At 73.2% G+C, this 21266-nt stretch carries 17 protein-coding genes; 9 read left to right on the forward strand and 8 right to left on the reverse strand.

Annotated elements, in window-relative coordinates; all coding sequences use genetic code 11:
- Positions 1–8: 8 nt before the first annotated feature.
- The 8 genes from BUE41_RS13340 to BUE41_RS13375 are packed head-to-tail and all read right to left on the reverse strand — an operon-like array spanning position 9 to position 10080.
- Positions 9–1775, reverse strand: a complete 1767-nt coding sequence (locus tag BUE41_RS13340) for an acyclic terpene utilization AtuA family protein (RefSeq protein WP_073457398.1) — start codon at positions 1773–1775, stop codon at positions 9–11.
- On the reverse strand, positions 1772–2566 hold the full coding sequence (locus BUE41_RS13345; protein WP_073457399.1) for a TIGR03084 family metal-binding protein: 795 nt from the start codon (positions 2564–2566) through the stop codon (positions 1772–1774). The genes BUE41_RS13340 and BUE41_RS13345 overlap by 4 nt, the downstream gene beginning before the upstream one ends.
- On the reverse strand, positions 2566–3321 hold the full coding sequence (locus BUE41_RS13350; protein ID WP_073457400.1) for an enoyl-CoA hydratase/isomerase family protein: 756 nt from the start codon (positions 3319–3321) through the stop codon (positions 2566–2568). Before BUE41_RS13350 ends, BUE41_RS13345 begins: the two co-directional genes overlap by 1 nt.
- Positions 3318–4829 carry a class I adenylate-forming enzyme family protein gene (locus BUE41_RS13355; RefSeq protein WP_073457401.1) on the reverse strand — a complete coding sequence of 504 codons (1512 nt, stop codon included), beginning with the start codon at positions 4827–4829 and terminating at the stop codon, positions 3318–3320. The genes BUE41_RS13350 and BUE41_RS13355 overlap by 4 nt, the downstream gene beginning before the upstream one ends.
- A gap of 21 nt (positions 4830–4850) precedes the next feature.
- The gene (locus BUE41_RS13360) at positions 4851–6791 is read right to left on the reverse strand and encodes an acetyl/propionyl/methylcrotonyl-CoA carboxylase subunit alpha (protein WP_073457402.1); all 1941 of its coding nucleotides are present in this window, start codon (positions 6789–6791) and stop codon (positions 4851–4853) included.
- Between the two features lie 4 nt (positions 6792–6795).
- Complete coding sequence (locus BUE41_RS13365) at positions 6796–8391, reverse strand: acyl-CoA carboxylase subunit beta (protein ID WP_073457403.1); 1596 nt, start codon at positions 8389–8391, stop codon at positions 6796–6798.
- Positions 8392–8895, reverse strand: a complete 504-nt coding sequence (locus BUE41_RS31890) for an AMP-binding enzyme (RefSeq protein WP_073457404.1) — start codon at positions 8893–8895, stop codon at positions 8392–8394. It lies immediately after the preceding gene.
- A gap of 33 nt (positions 8896–8928) precedes the next feature.
- The gene (locus BUE41_RS13375; protein WP_073457405.1) at positions 8929–10080 is read right to left on the reverse strand and encodes an acyl-CoA dehydrogenase family protein; all 1152 of its coding nucleotides are present in this window, start codon (positions 10078–10080) and stop codon (positions 8929–8931) included.
- Between the two features lie 72 nt (positions 10081–10152).
- Here BUE41_RS13375 and BUE41_RS13380 point away from each other — a divergent pair, with 72 nt between their 5' ends.
- The 9 genes from BUE41_RS13380 to BUE41_RS13420 all read left to right on the forward strand — a co-directional run bounded on the left by BUE41_RS13380 (position 10153) and on the right by BUE41_RS13420 (position 21265).
- Entirely contained in the window at positions 10153–10779 is a 627-nt protein-coding gene (locus tag BUE41_RS13380; protein ID WP_073457406.1) for a TetR/AcrR family transcriptional regulator, read from the forward strand.
- 24 nt (positions 10780–10803) lie between these two features.
- Complete coding sequence (locus tag BUE41_RS13385; RefSeq protein ID WP_073457407.1) at positions 10804–12459, forward strand: AMP-binding protein; 1656 nt, start codon at positions 10804–10806, stop codon at positions 12457–12459.
- Positions 12460–12639: 180 nt separating this feature from the next.
- On the forward strand, positions 12640–13233 hold the full coding sequence (locus BUE41_RS13390; RefSeq protein WP_073457408.1) for a class I SAM-dependent methyltransferase: 594 nt from the start codon (positions 12640–12642) through the stop codon (positions 13231–13233).
- A gap of 168 nt (positions 13234–13401) precedes the next feature.
- Positions 13402–13764: a VOC family protein gene (locus tag BUE41_RS13395; RefSeq protein WP_073457409.1), complete on the forward strand. Its 363-nt coding sequence runs from the start codon at positions 13402–13404 to the stop codon at positions 13762–13764.
- A gap of 50 nt (positions 13765–13814) precedes the next feature.
- On the forward strand, positions 13815–15164 hold the full coding sequence (locus tag BUE41_RS13400; protein ID WP_073457410.1) for an SWIM zinc finger family protein: 1350 nt from the start codon (positions 13815–13817) through the stop codon (positions 15162–15164).
- Positions 15161–16711 (forward strand): DUF5691 domain-containing protein, encoded by a 1551-nt coding sequence (locus BUE41_RS13405; protein WP_143172133.1) that lies wholly within the window; start codon positions 15161–15163, stop codon positions 16709–16711. Before BUE41_RS13400 ends, BUE41_RS13405 begins: the two co-directional genes overlap by 4 nt.
- Positions 16708–17793, forward strand: coding sequence for an ATP-binding protein (locus BUE41_RS13410; RefSeq protein ID WP_073457412.1), 1086 nt, complete (start codon positions 16708–16710; stop codon positions 17791–17793). Before BUE41_RS13405 ends, BUE41_RS13410 begins: the two co-directional genes overlap by 4 nt.
- The gene (locus BUE41_RS13415) at positions 17790–19985 is read left to right on the forward strand and encodes a DUF5682 family protein (RefSeq protein WP_084754910.1); all 2196 of its coding nucleotides are present in this window, start codon (positions 17790–17792) and stop codon (positions 19983–19985) included. The genes BUE41_RS13410 and BUE41_RS13415 overlap by 4 nt, the downstream gene beginning before the upstream one ends.
- Entirely contained in the window at positions 19982–21265 is a 1284-nt protein-coding gene (locus tag BUE41_RS13420) for a VWA domain-containing protein (RefSeq protein WP_073457413.1), read from the forward strand. The genes BUE41_RS13415 and BUE41_RS13420 overlap by 4 nt, the downstream gene beginning before the upstream one ends.
- Position 21266 lies beyond the last annotated feature (1 nt).

Consider the following 21266-nt stretch of genomic DNA (forward strand, 5'->3'; position numbering starts at 1 on the left):
GCACCAGCTCAGCCGAGGAGCGCTTCCGGTATCTCCACGACCCGGCTGCGCAGGTACTCCCCCAGCCCCTTGGCCTGCGGGTCGGGCCTGGTCGAGCTGGCCACGCCCGCCCCCAGCAGCCCGTGCACGATCACGTTGACCGCGTTGAGGTTCGGCAGCTCGTGCACCTCGATGTCCAGTTCGGCGGTTTCCGGGCCGAGCAGCTCGCGCACCCGGTCCGGGGTGAGGAACCCGCGCAGCCACGGGTAGGCGGCGGGGTCCCGGGTCCAGACGCCGATGTTCGCGTCGCCGCCCTTGTCCCCCGACCGCGCGCCGCACACCGTGCCGAGCGGGACCCGCCGGGTCGGTCCGGCCACGGGCTCGGGGTCCGGGACCAGGTCTGGACGAACGGCCCTTTCGTCCACTCGGGGTGGACGAAAGGGCCGTTCGTTGCCCTCCACCCCGGCAGCATCGGCCGTGGGCGGGTCCGTCACCACCGTGCGCGTGCCGTCGGCGTGCACCACCACGTGCTGCACCGCCGAGCGCGGCACGCTCGCCGGCCGGTACACCCCGAACGCGCTCTCCGCGGTGGGCGGTGTGGTGGTGTGGAACCCGGCGTATCCGCCCAGCGCCAGCTCCATCGTCGCGTTGGAGAAGGCGCGGCCGACCTTGCGCGGGTCCGGGTCCTTCACGGTCACCCGCAGGTGCGCGGTGGCCTGCTCGTTGGTCGGAGCGTCGGGCCGGTCGAAGCGCAGCAGCCGCACGTCGACCTCGGTGAAGCGGTCCTTGCCGCCGAGGATGTCGAACAGCAGCGCCTCGGCGTGCGCCGCCTTGGCCTCGATGTCCAGCCCGGTGAGCACCAGCGTCATCGTGTTGCGGTAGCCGCCCGCCTCGTTGAGCGCCACCTTCAGCGTCGGCGGCGGGGCGCTGCCGCGCACCCCGGAGATCCGCACCCGGTGCTCGCCCTCCTGCGTGAGCGTGATCGTGTCGAAGTGCGTGGTGACGTCGGGCCCGAGGTAGGCGGGTCCCTGCAGCTCGTAGAGCAACTGCGCGGTCACCGTGCCGACGGACACGAGCCCGCCGGTGCCCGGGTGCTTCGTGATCACCGACGAGCCGTCGGCGGCCACCTCGGCGATCGGGAAGCCCGGGTAGCGGCGGTCGGTGATCTCGTCGAGGAACGGGTAGTTGCCACCGGTCGCCTGCGGGCCGCACTCGATCACGTGCCCGGCCACGACGGCGCCGGCGAGCGCGTCGAACTCGTCGCGGGCCCAGCCGTGCCACCACGCCGCAGGCCCGACGGCCAGCGACGCGTCCGTGACCCGCCCGGTCACGACGACGTCCGCCCCGGCCGCGAGCGCCTCGGCGATCCCCCAGCCGCCGAGGTAGGCGTTGGCGGAGACCGGCTTGCCCTCCACGGGCGGGGTGATCGCGTCGAGGTTGCCGCGCAGGTCATCGCCCTCGACGTGCGCGACCTTCGCCGAGAGCCCCAGCTTCGCCGCGACGTCGCGGATCGCCGCCGCGAGCCCGGCCGGGTTCAGCCCGCCCGCGTTGGACACGATCTTGATGCCGCGCTCCAGGCAGGTGCCGAGGACCTCCTCGACCTGCCGCAGGAACGTGGTGGCGTAGCCGAGCGCCGGGTCCTTGGCCTGCGCCTTGGCCAGGATGAGCATGGTCAGCTCGGCGAGGTAGTCCCCGCACAGCACGTCGATCGGGCCGCCCTCGACCATCTCCCGCGCAGCGGCGAGGCGGTCGCCGTAGAAGCCCGAGCAGTTGCCGATGATCACCGGTCGCGTCATGCGAACTCCCCCGGCTTGCGGCCGGTCCCGGCGGGACCGGCGAAGGCCTGTGCGATCGCCATCCACTCCGCCGCGACCGGCCCCTCGACGACGAGCGAGACGTCGTCGATGTGGCGGCGCTGGGTGACCACCAGGCAGAAGTCCAGCGCCGGGCCGGTCACGGTGTTCTCCGCGTCCTCCGGTCCCCAGGTCCAGACGGCTCCGGACGGAGCGTTCAGCGTCACGCGGATCGGCGTGGTGGGCGGTTCCTTTCCGTTGACCTGGTAGCTGTAGGCGCGCGCACCGATGCCGATGTGCGCGACGTGCCGCAGCCGGTCGGTGGGCTCGCGGGTGACGCCGAACGCGTCGGCGACGTCCTGACCGTGCGCCCAGGTCTCCATGATCCGCGCGGTGAGCGACGAGGCCGCGCTCATGGACGGGCCGAACCACGGCACCCGCTTGGCCGGGTCGAGCTGCCGGAACGCCGCCAACAGCCCCGCGCGTGATCGGTCGAACCAGGCCAGCAGCTGCGCACCGGACAGGTGCCGGTACCGCGCCGCGATCGCATCCGGGTCGATGACCCCGTCGCCGACCAGCTCCTCGACGGTCCTGGCGAAGGCGTCGGGATCGGTGGCTGCCTGGACGGCGACGTCGTCGAAGTACGCCAGGTGCGACACCTGGTCGGTCACCGACCAGCCCGCGGCCGGGGTGGGCCGGCGCCAGTCGGCCTCCGCCAGCGGGGCGAGGACGTCCCGCAGCACCGCGGTCTCGGCCGCCAGGTCGTCGGCCAGCACCTCCATCGAGACGGCCACTAGACCCCCTTCCAGACGGGCGCGCGCTTCTCCCGGAACGCGGCAGGCCCCTCCTGCGCGTCGGTGGAGCGGTACACCGGTTCCCAGATCTCCTCCGCCCGGTCGTAGACGTCGGGCCGCGAGAGGTAGACGGTGGCCTTGGCGGCCCGCACCGACAGCGGCGCGTTCTTCGCGATCCGCTGCGCCAGGCGCTGCGCGTGGTCGCGCAGCTCCGCGGCCGGTACGACGTGGTTGACCAGGCCGAGCGCCTCGGCGCGGCGAGCGTCGATCGGGTCGCCGGTCAGCAGGATCTCCATGGCCAGCCGCGGCGGCACCAGCCACGACAGCGGTGCCGCCCACGGCGAGCCGCGGCCCACCTTCACCTCGCTCACCGCGAACGTCGCGTGCTCGGCGGCCACCACGAGATCGCACTGCTGGGCCAGCAGGAACCCGCCGGCGAAGGCCACGCCGTTGACCGCCGCGATCGTCGGCTTGACGACCTCGACGTTGCGGCCGAACTGCGGCACGAAGTCCGGCGGCGGCACCTCGAGCGCCGTCTCCGCCATCTCCTTGAGGTCACCGCCCGCGCAGAACGCCTTGTCCCCGGCTCCGGTCAGCACCAGCACGCTCGCGGAGTCGTCGGCGTTGAAGCGGTGCACGCCCTCCCAGAGGCCCTCGCGGACCGGCTCGGACAGCGCGTTGCGGGCCTCGGGCCGGTTGATCGTCAGCCACGCGACGCCGTCGACGACCTCGTACGTCACCACCTGCTCGCTCATCGGAACCGTTTCTTCAGCTCGGGGCGGTTCAACTTGCCGGAACCGGTGCGCGGCAGCTCGTCGACGATCTCGATGCGCTTGGGCCGGTGCATGCCGCGCAGGTTGGGGTTGGTCGCGCAGTAGGCCTCGATGTCGGCGGCCGTCACCCCCTCGCGGTTGGGGACGACGATCGCGGTCACCTGCTCCACCCACCGCTCGTGCGGGGTGCCGATGACGGCGACCTCGGCGATGAGCGAGCAGTCGGCCAGGTGCTCCTCCACCATCTGCGGGAAGATGTTCTCCCCGCCGGAGACGATCATGTCGTCGATCCGGTCGACGTAGTACAGGTAGCCGTCGGCGTCGATCGACATGAGGTCGCCGGTGCGCAGCCAGGTGCCGGTCTCGTCGGTCGCCCACTTCTCGGGCAGGTCGAGGTTCCAGTAGCCGAGCGTGACGGCGTCGCCGCGCACCCACAGTTCACCCACGCCCTCGTCGCCGGGTCGGATGTCGGGGCCACCGCCCGGCGGTACGAGCCGGGTCTGCACGATCTGCTCCAGCGGGCGGCCCATCGAGTTCGGCCGCCGCTGCTCCCCCGGCGCGTAGGTGACGACGAGCCCGCTCTGCTCGGTCTGGCCGTAGATCTCGGTGCCCTGGATGCCGGTGCCGGCGGCGAGCCGCTCGATCGCGGCCGTCGGCGTGCGGGACCCGCCGAACATGCAGATGCGGAACGAGTCGAGCACCACCGGGTTCTGGACGGTCCGGTTGCCGACGTCGATCATCATCGTCGAGATCAGCCCGCCGAAGGTGGGCCGCAGCGTCTGCGCCAGCTCCAGCCAGCGCGTCACGTCCCACTTCGGCATGAACGTGATCTGGCCGCCGCGCAGCAGCAGCGTCAAGCTGGACAGCTGCAGCCCGCCGACGTGGAACAGCGGCATGCAGTTGAGCACGTGGTCATCGGCGGTCAGCTGGTAGTGGTCGATGACGGCGTCGCAGTGCGCGAGGGTGTTGCGGTGGGTCTGCCGCACGCCCTTCGGCACGCCCGTCGACCCGGACGTGTACATGATCAGCGCCTCATCGCCGTCGAGCCGCGGCACGACACCGTCGAACGGCTGCTGCGCCGCCACGGCCGCGGCGAAGCTGCCGCCGGCGCCGGTGGTCAGCAGCACCGGGCAGGCGTCGCCGAGCAGCGCCTTGACGCGGTCGGCGTCGGAGGGCTGCACCAGCAGGTGCGTCACGCCGGAGTCGAGGATCGCGTGCTTGAGCGCCGCATCGGGGAACAGGTAGTTCAGCGGCACCGCGATGCCGCCCGCCTGCCAGACCCCGAGGAACGCGATCAGGTACTCCAGGCAGTTCGGCAGGTAGGCGCCCACCCGCTGGCCGGGCTGCACGCCCTCGGCGCGCAGGTGGGCGGCGAACCGGGCCGCCTGGTCGGCGTACTGTGCGTAGGTGATCTCGATGTCGTCGAGCCGCAGGGCCACGCGGTCGGCGTGGTCGGCGGCGGCTCGACGCAACAGGGTGGCGATGTTCACCGGGCCTCCTTGCCTTCGGTGTCAGGTTTCCTCCACCACGGCCAGCACCTGGCCCGTGTCGACCTGGGTGCCGGCGTCCACGTGCAGTTCCGCGAGCACCCCGGCCACGGGAGCGGCGACGGTGTGCTCCATCTTCATCGCCTCCAGCACGACCAGCGGCTGTCCGAGCTCGACGGTCGTCCCCGGCTCGGCCAGCACGCGCACGACCGTGCCGGGCATCGGGGCGACCAGCGAGCCGGCCGCGAGCGTGGTCGTCGGGTCCGGGAACCGCGGCACCTCGACCAGCGCGACCGAGCCGTCCGGCCCGTCGACGTAGGCGGTGCCGTCGGCCCGCCGGACCGTGTACCGCCTGCGGATCCCACCGATCTCCAGCACCACCTCGTCGGGCGTGGCCGAGACCAGCCGGGCGTCGACCGGTGCACCGTTCACGGTCGCGGAGAACGGCCGCACCCGGTAGCGGACGTCGAGCTGCTCGTCACCACGGGCGAACGCGATCCTCTGGGGCACCCCGCCGACGTTGCGGTAGCCGGACGGGATCGAGGTGAGGACGCGCGCCTCGGCCCGGTTGCGGGCCTGCGCGGCGAGCGCGGCCGCCACCGCGAACGGCACCGGGTCCGGCGCAGCGCAGAGCGCGGCGGGATCGTGCCGGGTCAGGTACCCGGTGTCGGTCCTCCCGGCACGGAACTCCGGTTCGCGCAGGATGCCGACGAGCAGGTCGCGGTTGGTGGTGACCCCGTGGATGCGCGCGGTGGCGAGCGCCCGGGTGAGCGCGCGGACGGCGTCGGCGCGGGTGGCGCCGTGCGCGATCACCTTGGCCAGCATGGGGTCGTAGTGCGGGCTCACGGCCGAGCCGGAGGTGACGCCGGCGTCGACGCGCACGTCGCCGTCGATCGCGAACGTGTGCAGGGTGCCGGTGGCGGGCAGGAACCCGGCCGCCACATCCTCGGCGTAGAGCCGGACCTCGATCGCGTGCCCGTCGATGCGCGCCTCGGTCACCGACGGCGGCAGCGGTTCGCCCTCGGCGATCCGCAGCTGCAGCTCCACCAGGTCCAGCCCGGTGATCAGTTCGGTGACCGGGTGCTCCACCTGCAGCCGGGTGTTGACCTCGAGGAACCCGAACGTGCCGTCCGAGGCGAGCACGAACTCGACGGTGCCGGCGCCGGTGTAGCCGATCGCGGTCGCCGCGGCCACCGCCGCGCTGCCCAGTTCCTTGCGCAGCGCCTCGTCGACGGCCGGGGACGGCGCCTCCTCGACGATCTTCTGGTAACGACGCTGGATCGAGCACTCCCGCTCGAACAGGTGCACGACGTTGCCGTGGGTGTCGCCGAGGATCTGCACCTCGACGTGGCGGGGATCGACGACGAACCGCTCCAGGAACACGGTGCCGTCACCGAACGCGGCGGCGGCCTCGCGCCGGGCGGCCTCGACGGCGGTCTGCAGCTCGTCGGGCCCGTGCACGACGCGCATGCCGCGCCCACCGCCACCGAACGCCGCCTTCACCAGCAGCGGGTAGCCGATCTCCTCCGCGGTGGCGACCAGGTCGGTGTCGTCGGTGATCGTGGCGCCGGGCAGGACCGGCACCCCGGCGGCCGCCATGCGCGCCTTGGCCTCGGTCTTCGCGCCCATCGACGCGATGACCTCGGGCGTCGGGCCGACGAACGTGATCCCCGCCGCCGCGCAGTCGCGGGCGAACCCGGCGTTCTCGGAGAGGAACCCGTAGCCGGGGTGGACGGCGTCGGCGCCGGTCAGCCGGGCCGCTTCGATGATCTTGTCGCCGCGCAGGTAGGTCTCCGCGGGCGTGGCGCCGGGCAGCCGGACGGCCTCGTCGGCGAGCGCGACGAACGGCGCGTCGGCGTCGGGATCGGAGAACACCGCGACCGTCGCGATGCCCAGCCGGTGCGCGGTGCGCATGACGCGGGCGGCGATCTCCCCGCGGTTGGCCACGAGCAGCTTGTCGATCATTCGCTCACATCCTGAAGACGCCGAAGCCGCGGCGGCCGGCGACGGTCTGGGAGTGCACGGCCGACAGCGACATGCCCAGCACGGTGCGGGTGTCGCGCGGGTCGACGATCCCGTCGTCGTAGAGCCGAGCGGTGACGGCGAACGAGTGCGACTCCTTCTCGATCTGCGCCTCGATGGCGGCGGTGCGCTTGCGGTCGGCCTCCTCGTCGAACGGCTTGCCCTGGCTCTTCGCCGAGGCCCGGCCCACGATCGAGAGCACCCCGGCGAGCTGGGTCGCCCCCATCACCGCGAGCTTGGCACCGGGCCAGGCGAACATCAGCCGCGGGTCGTAGGCCCGCCCGGACATGCCGTAGTTGCCGGCCCCGAACGAGCTGGCCATGTTGATCGTGATGTGCGGGACGGCGCTGTTGGTGACGGCATTGATCATCTTGGCGCCGTCCTTGATGATGCCGCCCTGCTCGTACTGCTTGCCGACCATGTAGCCGGTGGTGTTCTGCAGGAACACCAGCGGCGTGTCGGTCTGGTTGGCCAGCAGGATGAACTCGCTGGCCTTCTTCGCCTCCTCGCTGAACAGCACGCCGCGGTGGTTGGCCAGGATGCCGACCGGGTAGCCGTGGATCTGCGCCCAGCCGGTGACCAACGAGGTGCCGTAGAGCGGCTTGTACTCGTCGAAGTCGGAGTCGTCGACGACCCGCGCGATGATCTCCCGGGGGTCGAACGGAACCTTCACGTCGCGGGAGACGATGCCGAGGATCTCCTCCGGGTCGTAGCGGGGTTCGCGCACCGGGCCCGGCGGCGGCCCGAGCTTGCGCCAGTTGAGCCGCTTGACGATGTTCCGGCCGAGCCGCAGCGCGTCCAGCTCATCGGTGGCGAAGTAGTCCGAGAGCCCCGAGACGCGGCTGTGCATCTCGGCACCCCCCAGCTCCTCGTCGTCGGCGTCCTCGCCGGTGGCCATCTTGACCAGCGGCGGGCCGCCCAGGAACACCTTGGCACCCTTGTCGACGAGCACGGCGTAGTCGCACATGCCGGGCACGTACGCGCCGCCTGCTGTGGCGTTGCCGAAGACCAGCGCGATCGTCGGGATACCCAGCGCCGACAGCTCCGTCAGCTCGTGGAAGATCCGCCCGGCCGGGACGAACAGATCGAGCTGGGTGGGCAGATCGGCACCACCGGACTCGACGAGGTTGATCACCGGCAGCCGGTTGACCCGCGCGATCTCCAGCGCGCGCAGCGTCTTCTTCAACGAGTACGGGTTCATCGCGCCGCCGCGCACCGTCGGGTCGTGCCCGATGATCATGCACTCGACGCCGCAGACGACGCCGATGCCGGTGAGCACCGACCCGCCGACGGCGAACTCGCTCCCCCACGCGGCGAGCGGGGACAGCTCCAGGAACGGGCTGTCGGGATCGAGCAGCAGTTCCAGCCGCTCGCGGACGGGCAGCTTGCCGCGCTTGCGGTGGCGCTCGGTGTAGACCTCGCCGCCACCGGCGATCACCTTCTCCAGCTCGGCGTTCAGCTGGTCGATCAGCTCCAGCTGGTAGGCGCGGTTGGCGACGAACTCCTCGTCCGACGTGTCGACCTTCGAGGTGAGGACGGGCATTCAGGCTCCGTAGTGGTTCGCGAAGGTGTCGCGCACGACGTTCTTCTGGATCTTTCCGGTGGAGGTGCGGGGCAGCTCGTCGACGACGATCACCGACTTGGGCACCTTGTACCCGTCCAGCCGCTTCTTCAGCGCGGCGAGCAGCTCCGACTCGTCGATCGTGGCACCGGGCCCGGGCACCACGACAGCGGTGATCGCCTCGCTCCACCGTTCGTGCGGCAGCCCGACCACAACTGCCTCGGCGACCGGGTCGCCGAGCTCCGCCGACGCCGCGTACACGGCTTTCTCGACCTCGATCGAGGCGACGTTCTCGCCACCGGTCGCGTCGCCGCGGGTGTAGCCGCGGGCGACCAGGCCGTGGCAGATCCGGTTCACCCACGCGTTGAACTCGGCGTAGGTCCACTCGCGGTCGCCGTCGACGATCGCGATCTGCGCCGGGCGGGCGGCGGCCGAGCGGGTGAGCGAGTCACCGACGTTGACGCGGTGGATCAGGTTCGTGGTCAATGCTGAGCTCCGCTGCTCGGGGGAGACGGGGATTCAGTAGCTGCGCGGCAGGCCCAGACCGTGCTGGGCGACGTGGTTGAGGATCATCTCCCGGTTGACCGGCGCGATCCGCAGCAAGCGGGCGAGACCCCAGTACGGCAGCAGCCCGTACTCGCTGGCCAGGCCGTTGCCGCCGTGGGTCTGCACGGCCGCGTCGACGGCTGCGAGCGCGGCCTCGGCGGCGGCGTACTTGGCCATGTTCGACGCCTCGCCCGCCGGCTCGCCACGGTCGTGCAGCCACGCGGCCTTGCGGATCATGAGCGCGGCCAGCTCCGTCTCGATGCGGGCCTTGGCCAGTGGGTGCGCCACGCCCTGGTGGGTGCCGATCGGGCGGCCCCACACCTGGCGTTCCTGCGCGTACCGGGCGGCCTGCGCGAGCACGTGCCGGGCGACGCCGACGCAGAGCGCGGCACCGGTGATGCGCTCTGGGTTGAGGCCGCGGAACACCTGGCGGAACCCGGCGCCCTCCTCCCCCACCAGCGCGGTCGCGGGCAGCCGCACGTCGTCGAAGTGCAGCACGAACTGCTTCTCCGGCAGCATCACGTCGACCGGCAGCGGGGTCGCGACCAGGCCCGGGGCGTCGGTCGGCACGACGAACAGCGACAGCGCCGCGGTGCCGTCGTCGGTGGAGCCGGTGCGCGCGACGAGCAGCAGCGCCTCCGCCTCGTCGACGCCGGAGATGTAGTGCTTGGTGCCGGTGACGACCCACTCGTCGCCGACCCGGCGGGCGGTGGTCGTGAGCTTGTGGGTGTTGGAGCCCGCGTCCGGCTCGGTGATCGCGAAGACCACCTTGGTGGAGCCGGCGGCCAGGCCGGGCAGCCAGCGCTTCTTCAGCTCTTCGCTGCCGAAGTCGGCGATCACCTCCGCGGAGATGGCCGCGGACACCAGCAGGAGCAGCAGGGGCGTGCCCTGGGCGGCGATCTCCTCGCACACCATGGACAGCTCGACGAGCCCGCCACCGCCCCCGCCGTACTCCTCGGGGACCGAGACGCCGATGAACCCGGCGTCACCCAACGCCTTCCACAGCTCGGTGCACGGGGTTCTGGAGCGCGCGTGCTCCACGTAGTAGTCGGGACCGAAGCGCTTCGCGATCGCGGCGACCGCGGCCCGCAGATCGCGGTGCTCGTCGCTCTCGTGGAAGTCCACCCGCCGTACCTCTCACAAGTGATTTTTCATTCACTAGAGGCGAGCATAACCGGCGCCTGCGATGATGACCAGGTGGCACGACCCTCTTCGACCAGACGACGTGATCCCGAGCGCAGAGCCCGCATCCTCGAGGCGGCGGCCCGGCTGACCGCGGCCCGCGGGTTCCACAACGTCGGCATGGCCGAGATCGGGGCCGAGGCCGGCATCGTCGGCTCGGGCATCTACCGGCACTTCGCCTCGAAGGACGAGATCCTCGTCGTCCTCCTCGAGGAGGGGATGGCCCGTCTGCAGCGCGGGACCGACGAGGTCATCGCGGCCGGAACCGACGATCACACGACGATGTCCGCCCTGGTCAGAGACCACATCACGGTGGCGATCGAACATCGGTCGATCCTCGCGGTCTACCACCGCGAGCAGCAGAACCTCCCCGAGGAGGCGCGGCGGCGGCTGCGCCGGGCGCAGCGGCACTACGTCGAGGACTGGGTGCACACCCTCGCCCCGCTGCGCCGCGACCTGACCGACCCGGAACTGCGGGTCGCCGTGCACGCGGCCATCGGCGCGATCCAGTCGACCCTGTTCTTCCGCAGCGGTCTCCCCCCGGAGCGGCTCGCCTCGCTCCTGGACACCATGGCGCACGGCTGCCTCGGCATCGAACCCTCGCCAAGTGAATTTCAATTGACTCAGGTCTTGTCCGCGTGATCGGTGTCACCCATGCTGTAGGGCATGGACAACGCCGTCGAGTTCGACGTCACCACCTTGCGCGGCCGCCGGGCCGTGCACCGTTGGGAACGCACGTCCGTCGGGGACGTGTTCGAGCGCCTCACGTGGAGCTACCCGGACCAGACCGCCATCGCCGGCGCACCCGGGGCCTTCGGTGAACCGCAGTTCGCTCGTGTCACGAACCGGCAGGCCGACGCGCTGTGCAACCAGCTCGCCCACGCACTGGCCGCGCGGGGACTGGAGCCGGGCGACCGCGTGCTGCTGTTCTGCGAGAACTCGGTCGAGGCGTTCCTGACCAAGATCGGCATCGCGAAGGCCGGGATGGTCGCGGTACCGCTCAACCCGGCACTCGCCCCCGACGTCGTCACGCACCTGATCGAGCTGACCGAACCGAAGCTCGCGATCGTCGACGCCGAGCTGTGGCCGCGAGCCGAGCAGACGTTCACCGCCGCCGGGCTGGAGGTGGCCGCGTTCGTGCAGGTCGGCGGCACACTGGGCCCGACGTTCAGCGAGCTGCTCGCTGGACAGCCGGAGACCGAGCCCGACGTCGAGATCCACGGCGACGACGTATGGGAACTGCTGTTCACTTCCGGCACCACGTCGATGCCGAAGGGCGCGATGGTCACGCACAGCTCGACGTACCTGGCTGCGCTGAACTTCGCGCTCTCGCTCTCGCGCGGGGTGCGCCACGAGTGCGATCTGAAGGTCGCCACGTTCCTGCCGATGATCTACCACGTCGGCGACCAGATCTTCACCTTCTCCGCCTTCCTGTCCGGCGGCTCGATCGTGCTGGGCCGCAAGCCGGCCCCGGACGCCGTCGCGGAGGCGATCGCGCTCGAGCGCGCCACGGCGCTGTGGGCCGGCTCGCCGCAGTTCGTCTCGGCCCTCGCGGACACCCTCGACGCGCGGCCGGAGCTGGACGTCTCGTCGCTGACGATGCTCGTCTACGGGTGGGGCGCGCTCGCGCCCGATCTGCTGACCGGCCTGGAGAAGCGGATCGGTCCGCAGTTCATGACGCTCGGGATCTTCGGCCAGACCGAGGCGATCGCCTGCCACCGGTTCTGGCCCACGAAGTGGCCGGAGGTGCACCGCACCACCGCGCCCGCGGTCAACTACGTCGGCGTGCCGAGCCCGCTGCTGGCCTCCGACGTGGTCGACGAGCTGGGCGAGCCGGTGCGCGGGGTGCCCGGCGAGGCCGTCTACCGCTCTCCGATCATCACCGCCGGCTACTACCGCAACCCGCAGGCCACGGCCGAGGCGTTCCGCGGCGGCTGGTTCCACTCCGGCGACTCCGCCCAGGTCGACGAGCACGGCCTGCGGATCATGGTCGACCGGTACAAGGACATCGTGAAGACCGGCGGCGAGAACGTCTCCTCCCAGCGGGTCGAGGCCGTGCTCCTGCGGCACCCGGGCGTCGCCCGCGCCGCGGTCGTGGGGCTGCCGCACGAGCGGTGGGGCGAGGCCGTCACGGCGGTGGTGGTCCCGGCCGAGGGCGCGTCGGTCACGGAGGAGGAGCTGATCGCGCACTGCCGCGAGCACCTGGCGGGCTTCGAGACCCCGAAGTCGGTGGTCTTCACCGACCAGCTCCCGGAGACCGTCGGCGGCAAGGTCCTGAAGTACAAGCTGAGGGAGGAGTACGCCGGGCACTACACCTCATGACCGCGTCCACCTCGCGGACGGTGATCCGGATCCGGGTCGCCATCCGCGTGTCGGAGGGCGGACCGGCGAGCCGGACGGCGCCGGACCGCCGCCGGTCCACGATCGGTCCAGGTCGACCGTGCTGCCGTGCGAGCAGCGCGGACGCCGACCTGGACGCGATCTTGCTAGCCTCCCGGACTCGTGACCCACTACTTCGAGTCGCCCACCGGGCCCGCCGGGCCGCTGGGCTCGGTGCGGCTCACCGTGGGGTCGCGGGAGCTGGAGCTGGCCACCGCGGCCGGGGTGTTCGCCCGCGACGGGCTGGACAAGGGCACGGCCGTGCTGCTGGAGCACGCTCCCCCGCCGCCGATGACCGGACACCTGCTCGACCTCGGCTGCGGGTACGGGCCGATCGCGCTGACGCTGGCTGTGCGGTGCCCGCGTGCGACCGTGTGGGCGGTGGACGTCAACGAACGGGCGCGGGAGCTGTGCGCCGCCAACGCCGAGGCGGCCGGGCTGCGCAACGTGCGGGTGGTCGAGGACGTGCCGGAGGAGGTGCGGTTCGCCGCGATCTGGTCGAACCCGCCGATCCGCATCGGCAAGCAGGCGCTGCACGAGCTGCTGCTGCGCTGGCTGGCCCGGCTGACCGAGCGCGGTGCGGCGATCATGGTGGTGCAGAAGAACCTCGGCTCGGACTCGCTGCAGCGCTGGCTCACCGAGAGCGGTTGGCCCACCGAGCGGCTGACGAGCCGGCACGGGTTCCGCGTGCTGCGGACACGGCGCGTCACCGGCTGACCCCCGCGACCACCCGCCTGGCTCAACGCCCACAGGGGCGAGGTCCCGCACCACCCACTTGCCGTAACCCGTTCGTAATAGAGAACGCGCCGGGCAGCGAACGGGCGGGCCGGTGTTCTCACCCGTTCGGGCGCATGCGACAGTGTTGTCCCCGACATTGGAGGTGCCGTGCGGCTCGCATTCACCTACAACCCGGTCCCCGACGTCGAGGAGGCCCTGTCGTTCTACCGCGACACGCTCGGCTGGACCGAGGCGTGGCGCCACGGCGACCACACCGTCGCCTTCACCATCCCCGGGACGAACGTGCAGTTCATGGTCGGGCCACGGGTCGCGGGCGAACAACCCGGACCGGCGTTCCTCGTCGACAGCGTCGAGCGCTTCTACGCCGAGCACCGGGACCGGCTGACGTTCGTCGCGAAGCCCCGGGCCATCCCGGGCGGTCACTGGGCGAGCTTCCTCGACCCCGCCGGGCACCCCGTGTACCTGCTCGACCAGGTGCCGGAGCAGCTCCCCCAGCGGATCTCCGCCTGACGAGCCGGTCGCCTCCCGGAACCGTCCGGCCCGCCGGATACCGTGCGGGCGTGCGGGAACGGTGGGGCACGGACCGGGTGGCGGCGCTCGCGCCCGACCGCGGGTCGATACGGCAGGCGATCGGCGCCACCGACCCCACCCGGTGGCAGGCCTACGGCGCGGGCGACCGCGTCGTGTGGGGCGTGTACGGCACGGGGCGCAGTGCTCGCCGGGTCGCCGTCGACCTGGAGGGTCCGGCGTTCACCTGTACGTGCGCAGCGCAGAAGAAGGCGGGGAAGACAGCGGGGAAGACCCCGTGCAAGCACGCGCTGGCGCTGCTGCTGCTCTGGTCGCGGCAGCTCGTGCCGGACGACCCGGCCGTGCCGCCGTTCGCGGCCGACTGGCTGCGCGCCCGCGACGCTGCCGCGTCCGGTGAGCGGCCCCGACAGCGCGACGAGGCGGCCGCGGCCAAACGGGCGGCCGAGCGGCACCGGCGGGTCTGCGACGGCCTCGCCGAGCTGGACCGCTGGCTGCGCGACCGGGTCCGCACCGGCCTCGCGCAGACCGCCGGCGACGCGGGCGTCGAGCGGATGGCGGCCCGTCTGGTCGACGCGCAGGCCCCGGGAGCGGCGAACCTGGTGCGCCGCAGCGCGGGCACTCCGGCGTCCGGGTCGGGCTGGCCCGCCCGGCTGCTCGCTGAGTACGCCCGGCTGCGTCTGCTGGTGCGCGCCTACCACCGGATCGAGGCGCTGCCGCCCGAGCGGGCGGCCACCGTGCGCTCCCGCGTCGGGTACACGGTGACCCGGGACGAGGTGCTCGCCCGGCAGGGCGTGCGCGACCGGTGGGTGGTGCACGCGATCCGCGACAGCGCGGACGGCAGGGTCGAGACGCGCCGGGTGTGGCTGCGCGGCGCCGACACCGGACGGTGGGCGCTCGTCCTGCTGTTCGCCGCGGGCGGCACCAGCCTCTCGTCGCACCCCGACGCGGTGCTGCTGCCCGGCACCGTCCTCGACGCCGACCTGCACTTCTACCCCGGCCAGCCGCTGCGCGCCCTGGTCGGCGTCCGGCACGGCGACCTCGGTCGCGCCGGCGCCCCGGAAGCCGGCGACGTGGGTGCGTTCCTCGACGACTACGCCGCCGCGCTCGCCGAGGACCCGTGGCTGGTGGAGTGGCCCGCGGTGCTGACCGGCGTACCGGTGTCCGGGTCCGGGTGGGAGCTGCACAGCGGCGACGGCGCACTGCCGCTGGAGCTGTCCGGGGTGGACATCTGGCCGCTCGTCGCCACGTCCGGTGGCGAGCCCGTGCCCGTGGCCGGGGAGTGGACGGGCAGCGCCCTGCGCCCGCTCACCTGCTGGCACGGCGACCGCGCCGTCCGGCTCGGCACCGAGCCGGAACCCGCGCGCCGGTGGGGGTGGTGGTGACCACCTGGGACGAACTGGTCGCCGCGGCGACGGTGGGCACCGGCACCCGGCCCGTCGCCGTCACCCAGCTGCCCGGCGCCGCCGCCGACCACGTCGACGCCGTCTCCGCCGAGGAGCCCGCGGCCGCACTGCTCGACGCCGCCGCGCTGCTCGACGTCCGGCGCCGGGCCGGGCGGATCCCGCCCCCGCCCACCGCCGAGCCGCCGGAGCCGGCGGGACCGGAGGACGCGCCCGAACTCCCCGCCCGGGCCGCTCGCATCCTCGTGCGGCGGCTGACCGATACCGACGAGCTCATCACGGCGGCGCTGCTGCAGGCCACCGCCGACGCGGGCCGGATCGTGCCGCCGCCGGACCTGCCCGCCCTGCTCGACGCGGCCACGCACGGGCCCGATCTGCGGCCGCTCGCGGCACAGGTCTGCGGGCGGCGCGGCCGCTGGCTGGCCCGGTTCCGCGGGGACTGGGCCTGGCTCGCCGACCGTCCCGCTGACCCGGCCGATCCGCAGGTGTGGGCCACCGGCACCCGCGCCGCCCGACGTGCCCACCTGGCCGCTCTGCGCTCCGCCGATCCGGCCGCTGCCCGCGAGCTGCTCGCCGCCGCCTGGGCGGAGGAGACCGGCGACGACCGCGCGGCGTTCATCGCGACGCTGCGCACCGGCCTCTCCCCCGCCGACGAACCGTTCCTCGAGGCGGCGCTGGACGACCGCGCGGGCGCGGTGCGGGCCACCGCGGCGGACCTGCTCGCGCTGCTGCCCGACAGCGAGTTCGCGCGCCGCGCGGCCGAGCGTGCCCGGGCGGCGCTGCGGGTGCGCCGCGGCGAGCGCGGCCTCGAGCTCGATCCCGATCCGCCGACCGAGTGGACCCCGCAGCTGGGCCGCGACGGCGTCACCGAACAGCCTCCGCGGGGCGTGGAGCTCTCCCCGCCGGTGTGGTGGCTGCTTCAGGTGATCGCCCGGGCTCCGCTCGCAGCGTGGCGCGACCACGATCCCGCCGCTCTCACCCGCGCCGCCACCGGCGATCTCGCCCTCGAGGTGCACGCCGGCTGGCGGATCGCTGTCCGCCGCGAGGGCGATCGGCACTGGATCGACGCGCTGCTGGCCGATCCCCCGCGGGCGGACACCCGCGGCCCGGCGTTCCTGCTGTCCGTCTGGGTGCCCGACGACGAGCTGGCCGCCGCCCTGCCCCCGCACGAGCGGGCCGAGCGCGTCGCGCGCCTGCTGCGCACCGACCCGGGCCAGCTGCACCTGGCCGAGCTGGCCAACTGCCCGGCCCCCTGGCCGGACGTCCTCGCCGACGTCGTGCTCGCCCGGCTGGCCGCTGCGCTCTCGTACGGCGAACCGGTCACGCTCGCCCACCGCGAGCTGGTCCGGCTGGCCGGCCCCGGGCTGCCCGCCGACGTCGCCGACACCGTCGAGGCGTTGTCCCGCCGGGCACCCGAGATGACCGTGTGGCCGGCCACGCTGCGCGGCCTGGCTGCCGTGCTGCAGGTGCGGCGGACGTTCCAGCACGAACTCACCGAGCGATCCGAACCGAAGGTTGACCCCTCGTGACCAGCACCGATCTGCTTCGCCCGCACGCCGAGCAGGCCTACGCGGACGAGCTAGCCGCGCTCGCCGCGCAGGACGACCGGCCCCGACCCCCGTCGTGGCGGCTCTCGCCCCGCGCCGTCGTCGACTACCTGCTCGGCACCACGCTCCCCGACGGCACCGTGATCACCCCGAAGTACGTGGGCCCGCGGCGGCTGATGGAGGTTGCCGTCGCCACCCTGGCCACCGACCGGGCGCTGCTGCTGCTCGGCGTGCCCGGCACCGCGAAGACGTGGGTGTCCGAGCACCTGGCTGCGGCCGTGTCGGGTGACTCGACGCTGCTCGTGCAGGGCACGTCCGGAACGTCGGAGGACGCGATCCGCTACGGCTGGAACTACGCACGGCTGCTCGCCGAGGGCCCTAGTCGGGAGGCGCTGGTGCCGTCGCCGATCCTCACCGCGATGGCGGAGGGCCGCGTCGCCCGCGTCGAGGAGTTGACCCGCATCCCGTCCGAGGTCCAGGACGCGCTGATCACGATCCTGTCGGAGAAGACCCTGCCGATCCCCGAGCTGGGCACCCAGGTGCAGGCGGTGAAGGGCTTCACGGTGATCGCCACCGCGAACGACCGCGACCGCGGCGTCAACGAGCTGTCCTCGGCGCTGCGCCGCCGCTTCAACACGGTCGTGCTGCCGCTGCCCGCCACCGAGGACCAGGAGGTCGAGATCGTCGCCCGCCGGGTCGCGGAGCTGGGCGCATCGCTGGAGCTGCCGCCGGTGCCGTCGGCGATGGAGGAGATCCGCCGGGTCGTGCGGGTGTTCCGCGAGCTGCGCTCCGGCGCCACGGCCGACGGCCGCACGGCGATCAAGTCGCCGTCGGGCACGCTCTCGACGGCCGAGGCGATCTCCGTCGTGACCAGCGGCATGGCCCTGGCCACGCACTTCGGCGACGGCGTCCTGCGGGCCGCTGACGTGGCCTCCGGCATCCGCGGTGCGGTCGTGAAGGACCCGGTCGGCGACCAGGTGGCGTGGACGGAGTACCTGGAGGCCGTGGTGCGCGAGCGGGAGGGCTGGGGCGACTTCTACCGGGCCTGCCGGGACGACGAGTGAGCCGGATCGTGGTCCTCGGCGTCCGCCACCACGGACCCGGTTCGGCCCGCTCGGTGCTGGCCGAGCTGGATCGGTTGCAGCCCGCCGCCGTGGTGATCGAGGGTCCGGCCGACGCCGACCCGATCGCGCACCTCGCCGCGGCCGAGGGCATGGCGCCTCCGGTGGCACTACTGGCCTACGCGCCGGACGCACCGCAGACGTCGGTGTTCTGGCCGTTCGCCGGGTTCTCCCCGGAGTGGCAGGCGCTGCGCTGGGCACTCGCGCACGATGTGGGGGTGCGGTTCTGCGACCTGCCGTCGGCGTCGGTGCTGGCGCGGGTCACCGAACCGCCCCCGCGGCGGCGGGCCCGGCCCGTCGACCCGATCGCCGAGCTGGCCAGGGCCGCCGGCCACGACGATCCCGAACGCTGGTGGGACGCGGTCGTCGAATCGCGCACCCTCGACGCCGAGTCGCCGTTCCCGACGCTGCTGGAGGCGATGACCGAGCTGCGCCGCGACGCGCCCGAGGAGGACGTGTGGGAGCAGCGGCGCGAGGCGTACATGCGGCGCACGCTGCGCGCCGTGCTGAAGGAGGTCGACGGTCCGGTCGCCGTCGTGTGCGGCGCCTGGCACGGCCCGGCGCTGGCCGAGCCGCTGCCGCCCGCGGCCGCCGACACCCGGATCCTGCGCGGTCTGCCGAAGCGCAAGGCCGCGTTGACCTGGGTTCCGTTCACGCACGCGCGGCTCGCGTCGTCGTCGGGCTACGGGGCGGGCGTCGACTCCCCCGGCTGGTACGACCACCTGTTCACCGCGCCCGACGAGCCGGTGGCGCGGTGGTTCACGAAGGTGGCGGCGGTGCTGCGGGAACGGGACCTGCCGGTGTCGTCCGCGCACGTGATCGAGGCGGTGCGGCTGGCGGAGGCGCTCGCCGCGCTGCGCGGCCGTTCGCTGCCCGGGCTGGCGGAGGTGCAGGAGGCCGCGCTGGCCGTGCTGTGCGAGGGCGATCCGGTGCCGCTGCGGTACGTGACGAACGACCTGGTGGTCGGCGAGCGGCTGGGCTCGGTGCCCCAGGACACCCCCGCCGTGCCGCTGGAGGTGGACCTCGTCGCGCAGGCGCGCAAGCTGCGGCTCAAGCGCGAGCCGGTGGGCCGCAGGCTGGCGCTGGACCTGCGCCGCGACACCGACCGCGGCCGCTCCCAGCTGCTGCACCGGCTCGCCGTGCTGGGGATCGACTGGGGCACGCCCGCCGCGGACGATGTGGCCTCGACCGGCACGTTCCGGGAGACGTGGGACGTGCGCTGGCGGCCGGAACTGGCGGTCGCGGTGATCGACGCGGCTCGGTTCGGCACCACGGTCGCGGGTGCGGCCGCAGCCCGGCTCGTCCACGACGCCGCGACCGCCACCGACCTGGTGGAGGTCACCCGCACCGTTGAGAAGGTGCTGCTCACCGACCTGCCCGAGGCGCTGCCCGACGTGCTGCGGACGCTCGACGAGAAGGCCGCGCTGGACGTCGACGTCGTGCACCTGATGACCGCGCTGCCGCCGCTGGTGCGGGCGCAGCGCTACGGCGACGTGCGCGGCACCGACACCGCGGCGCTGCGCGGGATCGTCGAGGCGTTGCTCGTGCGGATCTGTGCGGGACTACCGGCGGCGGTCACCGGGCTCGGCGAAGACGCGGCTCGCGAGATGCGCACCGCCGTCGACGGGGTCCACGCCGCGCTGGCCCTGTTCAACGAGCGGGAGGACCTCGCCCGCTGGACCGCCGCGCTGCGCGGCCTCGTCGATCGCCGCGACGTGCACGGCCTGCTCGCCGGGCGGATCGTGCGGCTGCTCGCCGACGGCGGCGTGCTCGGCCACGACGAGGTGGCGCGACGGCTGTCCGCCCAGCTGTCGATCGGCGTGCCACCGGCGGCGCAGGCCGCGTGGGTGGAGGGGCTGCTGTCCGGCGGCGGGCTGCTGCTGGCCCACGATCAGGAGCTCGTCGCACTGATCGACGAGTGGGTGACGGGTCTGGCGGAGGAGGACTTCGTGGTGGTGCTGCCGCTGCTGCGCCGCACGTTCGGCCAGTACTCCCGGGCCGAGCGGGAGGAGGTGGCGCGCGCGGTGGGCGCGCTCGACGGCAGGCAGGCGGGCCCGGCGGACGAGGCGGTGGACGATCGCCGCGCCGCACCGGCCGTCGCCGCAGTGGCGGCGTTGCTGAGAGGTGCGCGGTGACCGAGCGGAAACGGCGGTGGCGGCTGCTCCTCGGGCCCGGCACGGAGGAGCAGCTGGGGCTCGAGGACGAGCCCGGCGCCGGAACCGAGGCCGACGCCGGGGAGGCGACCGGACCGATGCTCGGAGAGGGCCCTGGTCTCGGCCCCGAGGACGTCCGCATCGACGAGGCCCTCGGTGCCCTCTACGACCGGCCCGAACCCGACGCGGGCGAGGACTTCTCCGGCGATGACCCGGCTGAGCGCCGCAGGGGTGGCCTCGGCCGGTCCGCGCCGTCGGTGGCGCGTTGGCTGGGCGACATCCGCACCTACTTCCCGTCGACGGTGGTGCAGGTGATGCAGCGCGACGCGATCGACCGGCTGGGCCTGCACCGGTTGCTGCTCGAACCTGAGCTGCTCTCGGCGATGAAGCCGGACGTGCACCTGGCGAGCACCCTGCTGAGCCTGAACCGGGTGATGCCGGAGACCACGCGGGAGACGGCCCGCCAGGTGGTGGCGCGCGTCGTCGAGGAGATCGAGCGGCGGATCGCCGAGCGCACCCGCTCGGCGGTGAGCGGTGCGCTCGACCGGGCCGCCCGCACCCGCCGGCCCCGCCCGTCGGACATCGACCTGGGCGCCACGGTGATGGCGAACCTGCGGAACTACCTGCCCGAGCACCGCACGGTGGTGCCGGAGCGGCTGATCGGGTACCCGCGTCGCCGACAGGCGCTGGAGCGGGAGGTCGTACTCGCGATCGACCAGTCCGGGTCGATGGCCACCTCCGTGGTGTACGCGGCGGTGTTCGGCGCGGTGCTGGCGACGATCCGTACCCTGCGGACGTCGTTGGTGGTGTTCGACACCGCGGTCGTGGACCTGTCCGACCGCCTCGACGATCCGGTCGAGCTGCTGTTCGGCACGCAGCTGGGCGGCGGTACCGACATCAACCTGGCCGTCGCGTACTGCGCCGAGCTGATCACCAAGCCCCGCGACACGCTGTTCGTTCTGGTCACCGATCTGTTCGAGGGCGGGGACGAGGAGCAGATGCTGCGCCGCATCGCCGCGCTGCACGCCGCGGGGGTGCAGGTGCTGGTGCTGCTCGCGCTGTCCGACGACGGGGCGCCGGTCTCCGACAAGGAGAACGCCGCGGCGCTGGCCGGGCTGGGCATCCCGGTGTTCGCCTGCACCCCGGACGCGTTCCCCGATCTGCTGGCCGTCGCGCTCCGCCGGGGTGACGTCGCCGACTGGGTGCAGCAGCACCTCGACGCCCGTAGGCATACGCAGGCGCGTCACTCGTTCGGGTCGTAGG

Source organism: Pseudonocardia thermophila, assembly GCF_900142365.1.
Classification (GTDB): Bacteria; Actinomycetota; Actinomycetes; order Mycobacteriales; family Pseudonocardiaceae; genus Pseudonocardia; species Pseudonocardia thermophila.

Excerpts from the sequence above, each read along its gene's own strand:
- BUE41_RS13340 (WP_073457398.1), bottom strand. The coding sequence starts at position 1,775 with ATGACGCGACCGGTGATCATCGGCAACTGCTCGGGCTTCTACGGCGAC.
- BUE41_RS13350 (WP_073457400.1), bottom strand. The coding sequence starts at position 3,321 with ATGAGCGAGCAGGTGGTGACGTACGAGGTCGTCGACGGCGTCGCGTGG.
- BUE41_RS13360 (WP_073457402.1), bottom strand. The coding sequence starts at position 6,791 with ATGATCGACAAGCTGCTCGTGGCCAACCGCGGGGAGATCGCCGCCCGC.
- BUE41_RS13365 (WP_073457403.1), bottom strand. The coding sequence starts at position 8,391 with ATGCCCGTCCTCACCTCGAAGGTCGACACGTCGGACGAGGAGTTCGTC.
- BUE41_RS13385 (WP_073457407.1), top strand. The coding sequence starts at position 10,804 with ATGGACAACGCCGTCGAGTTCGACGTCACCACCTTGCGCGGCCGCCGG.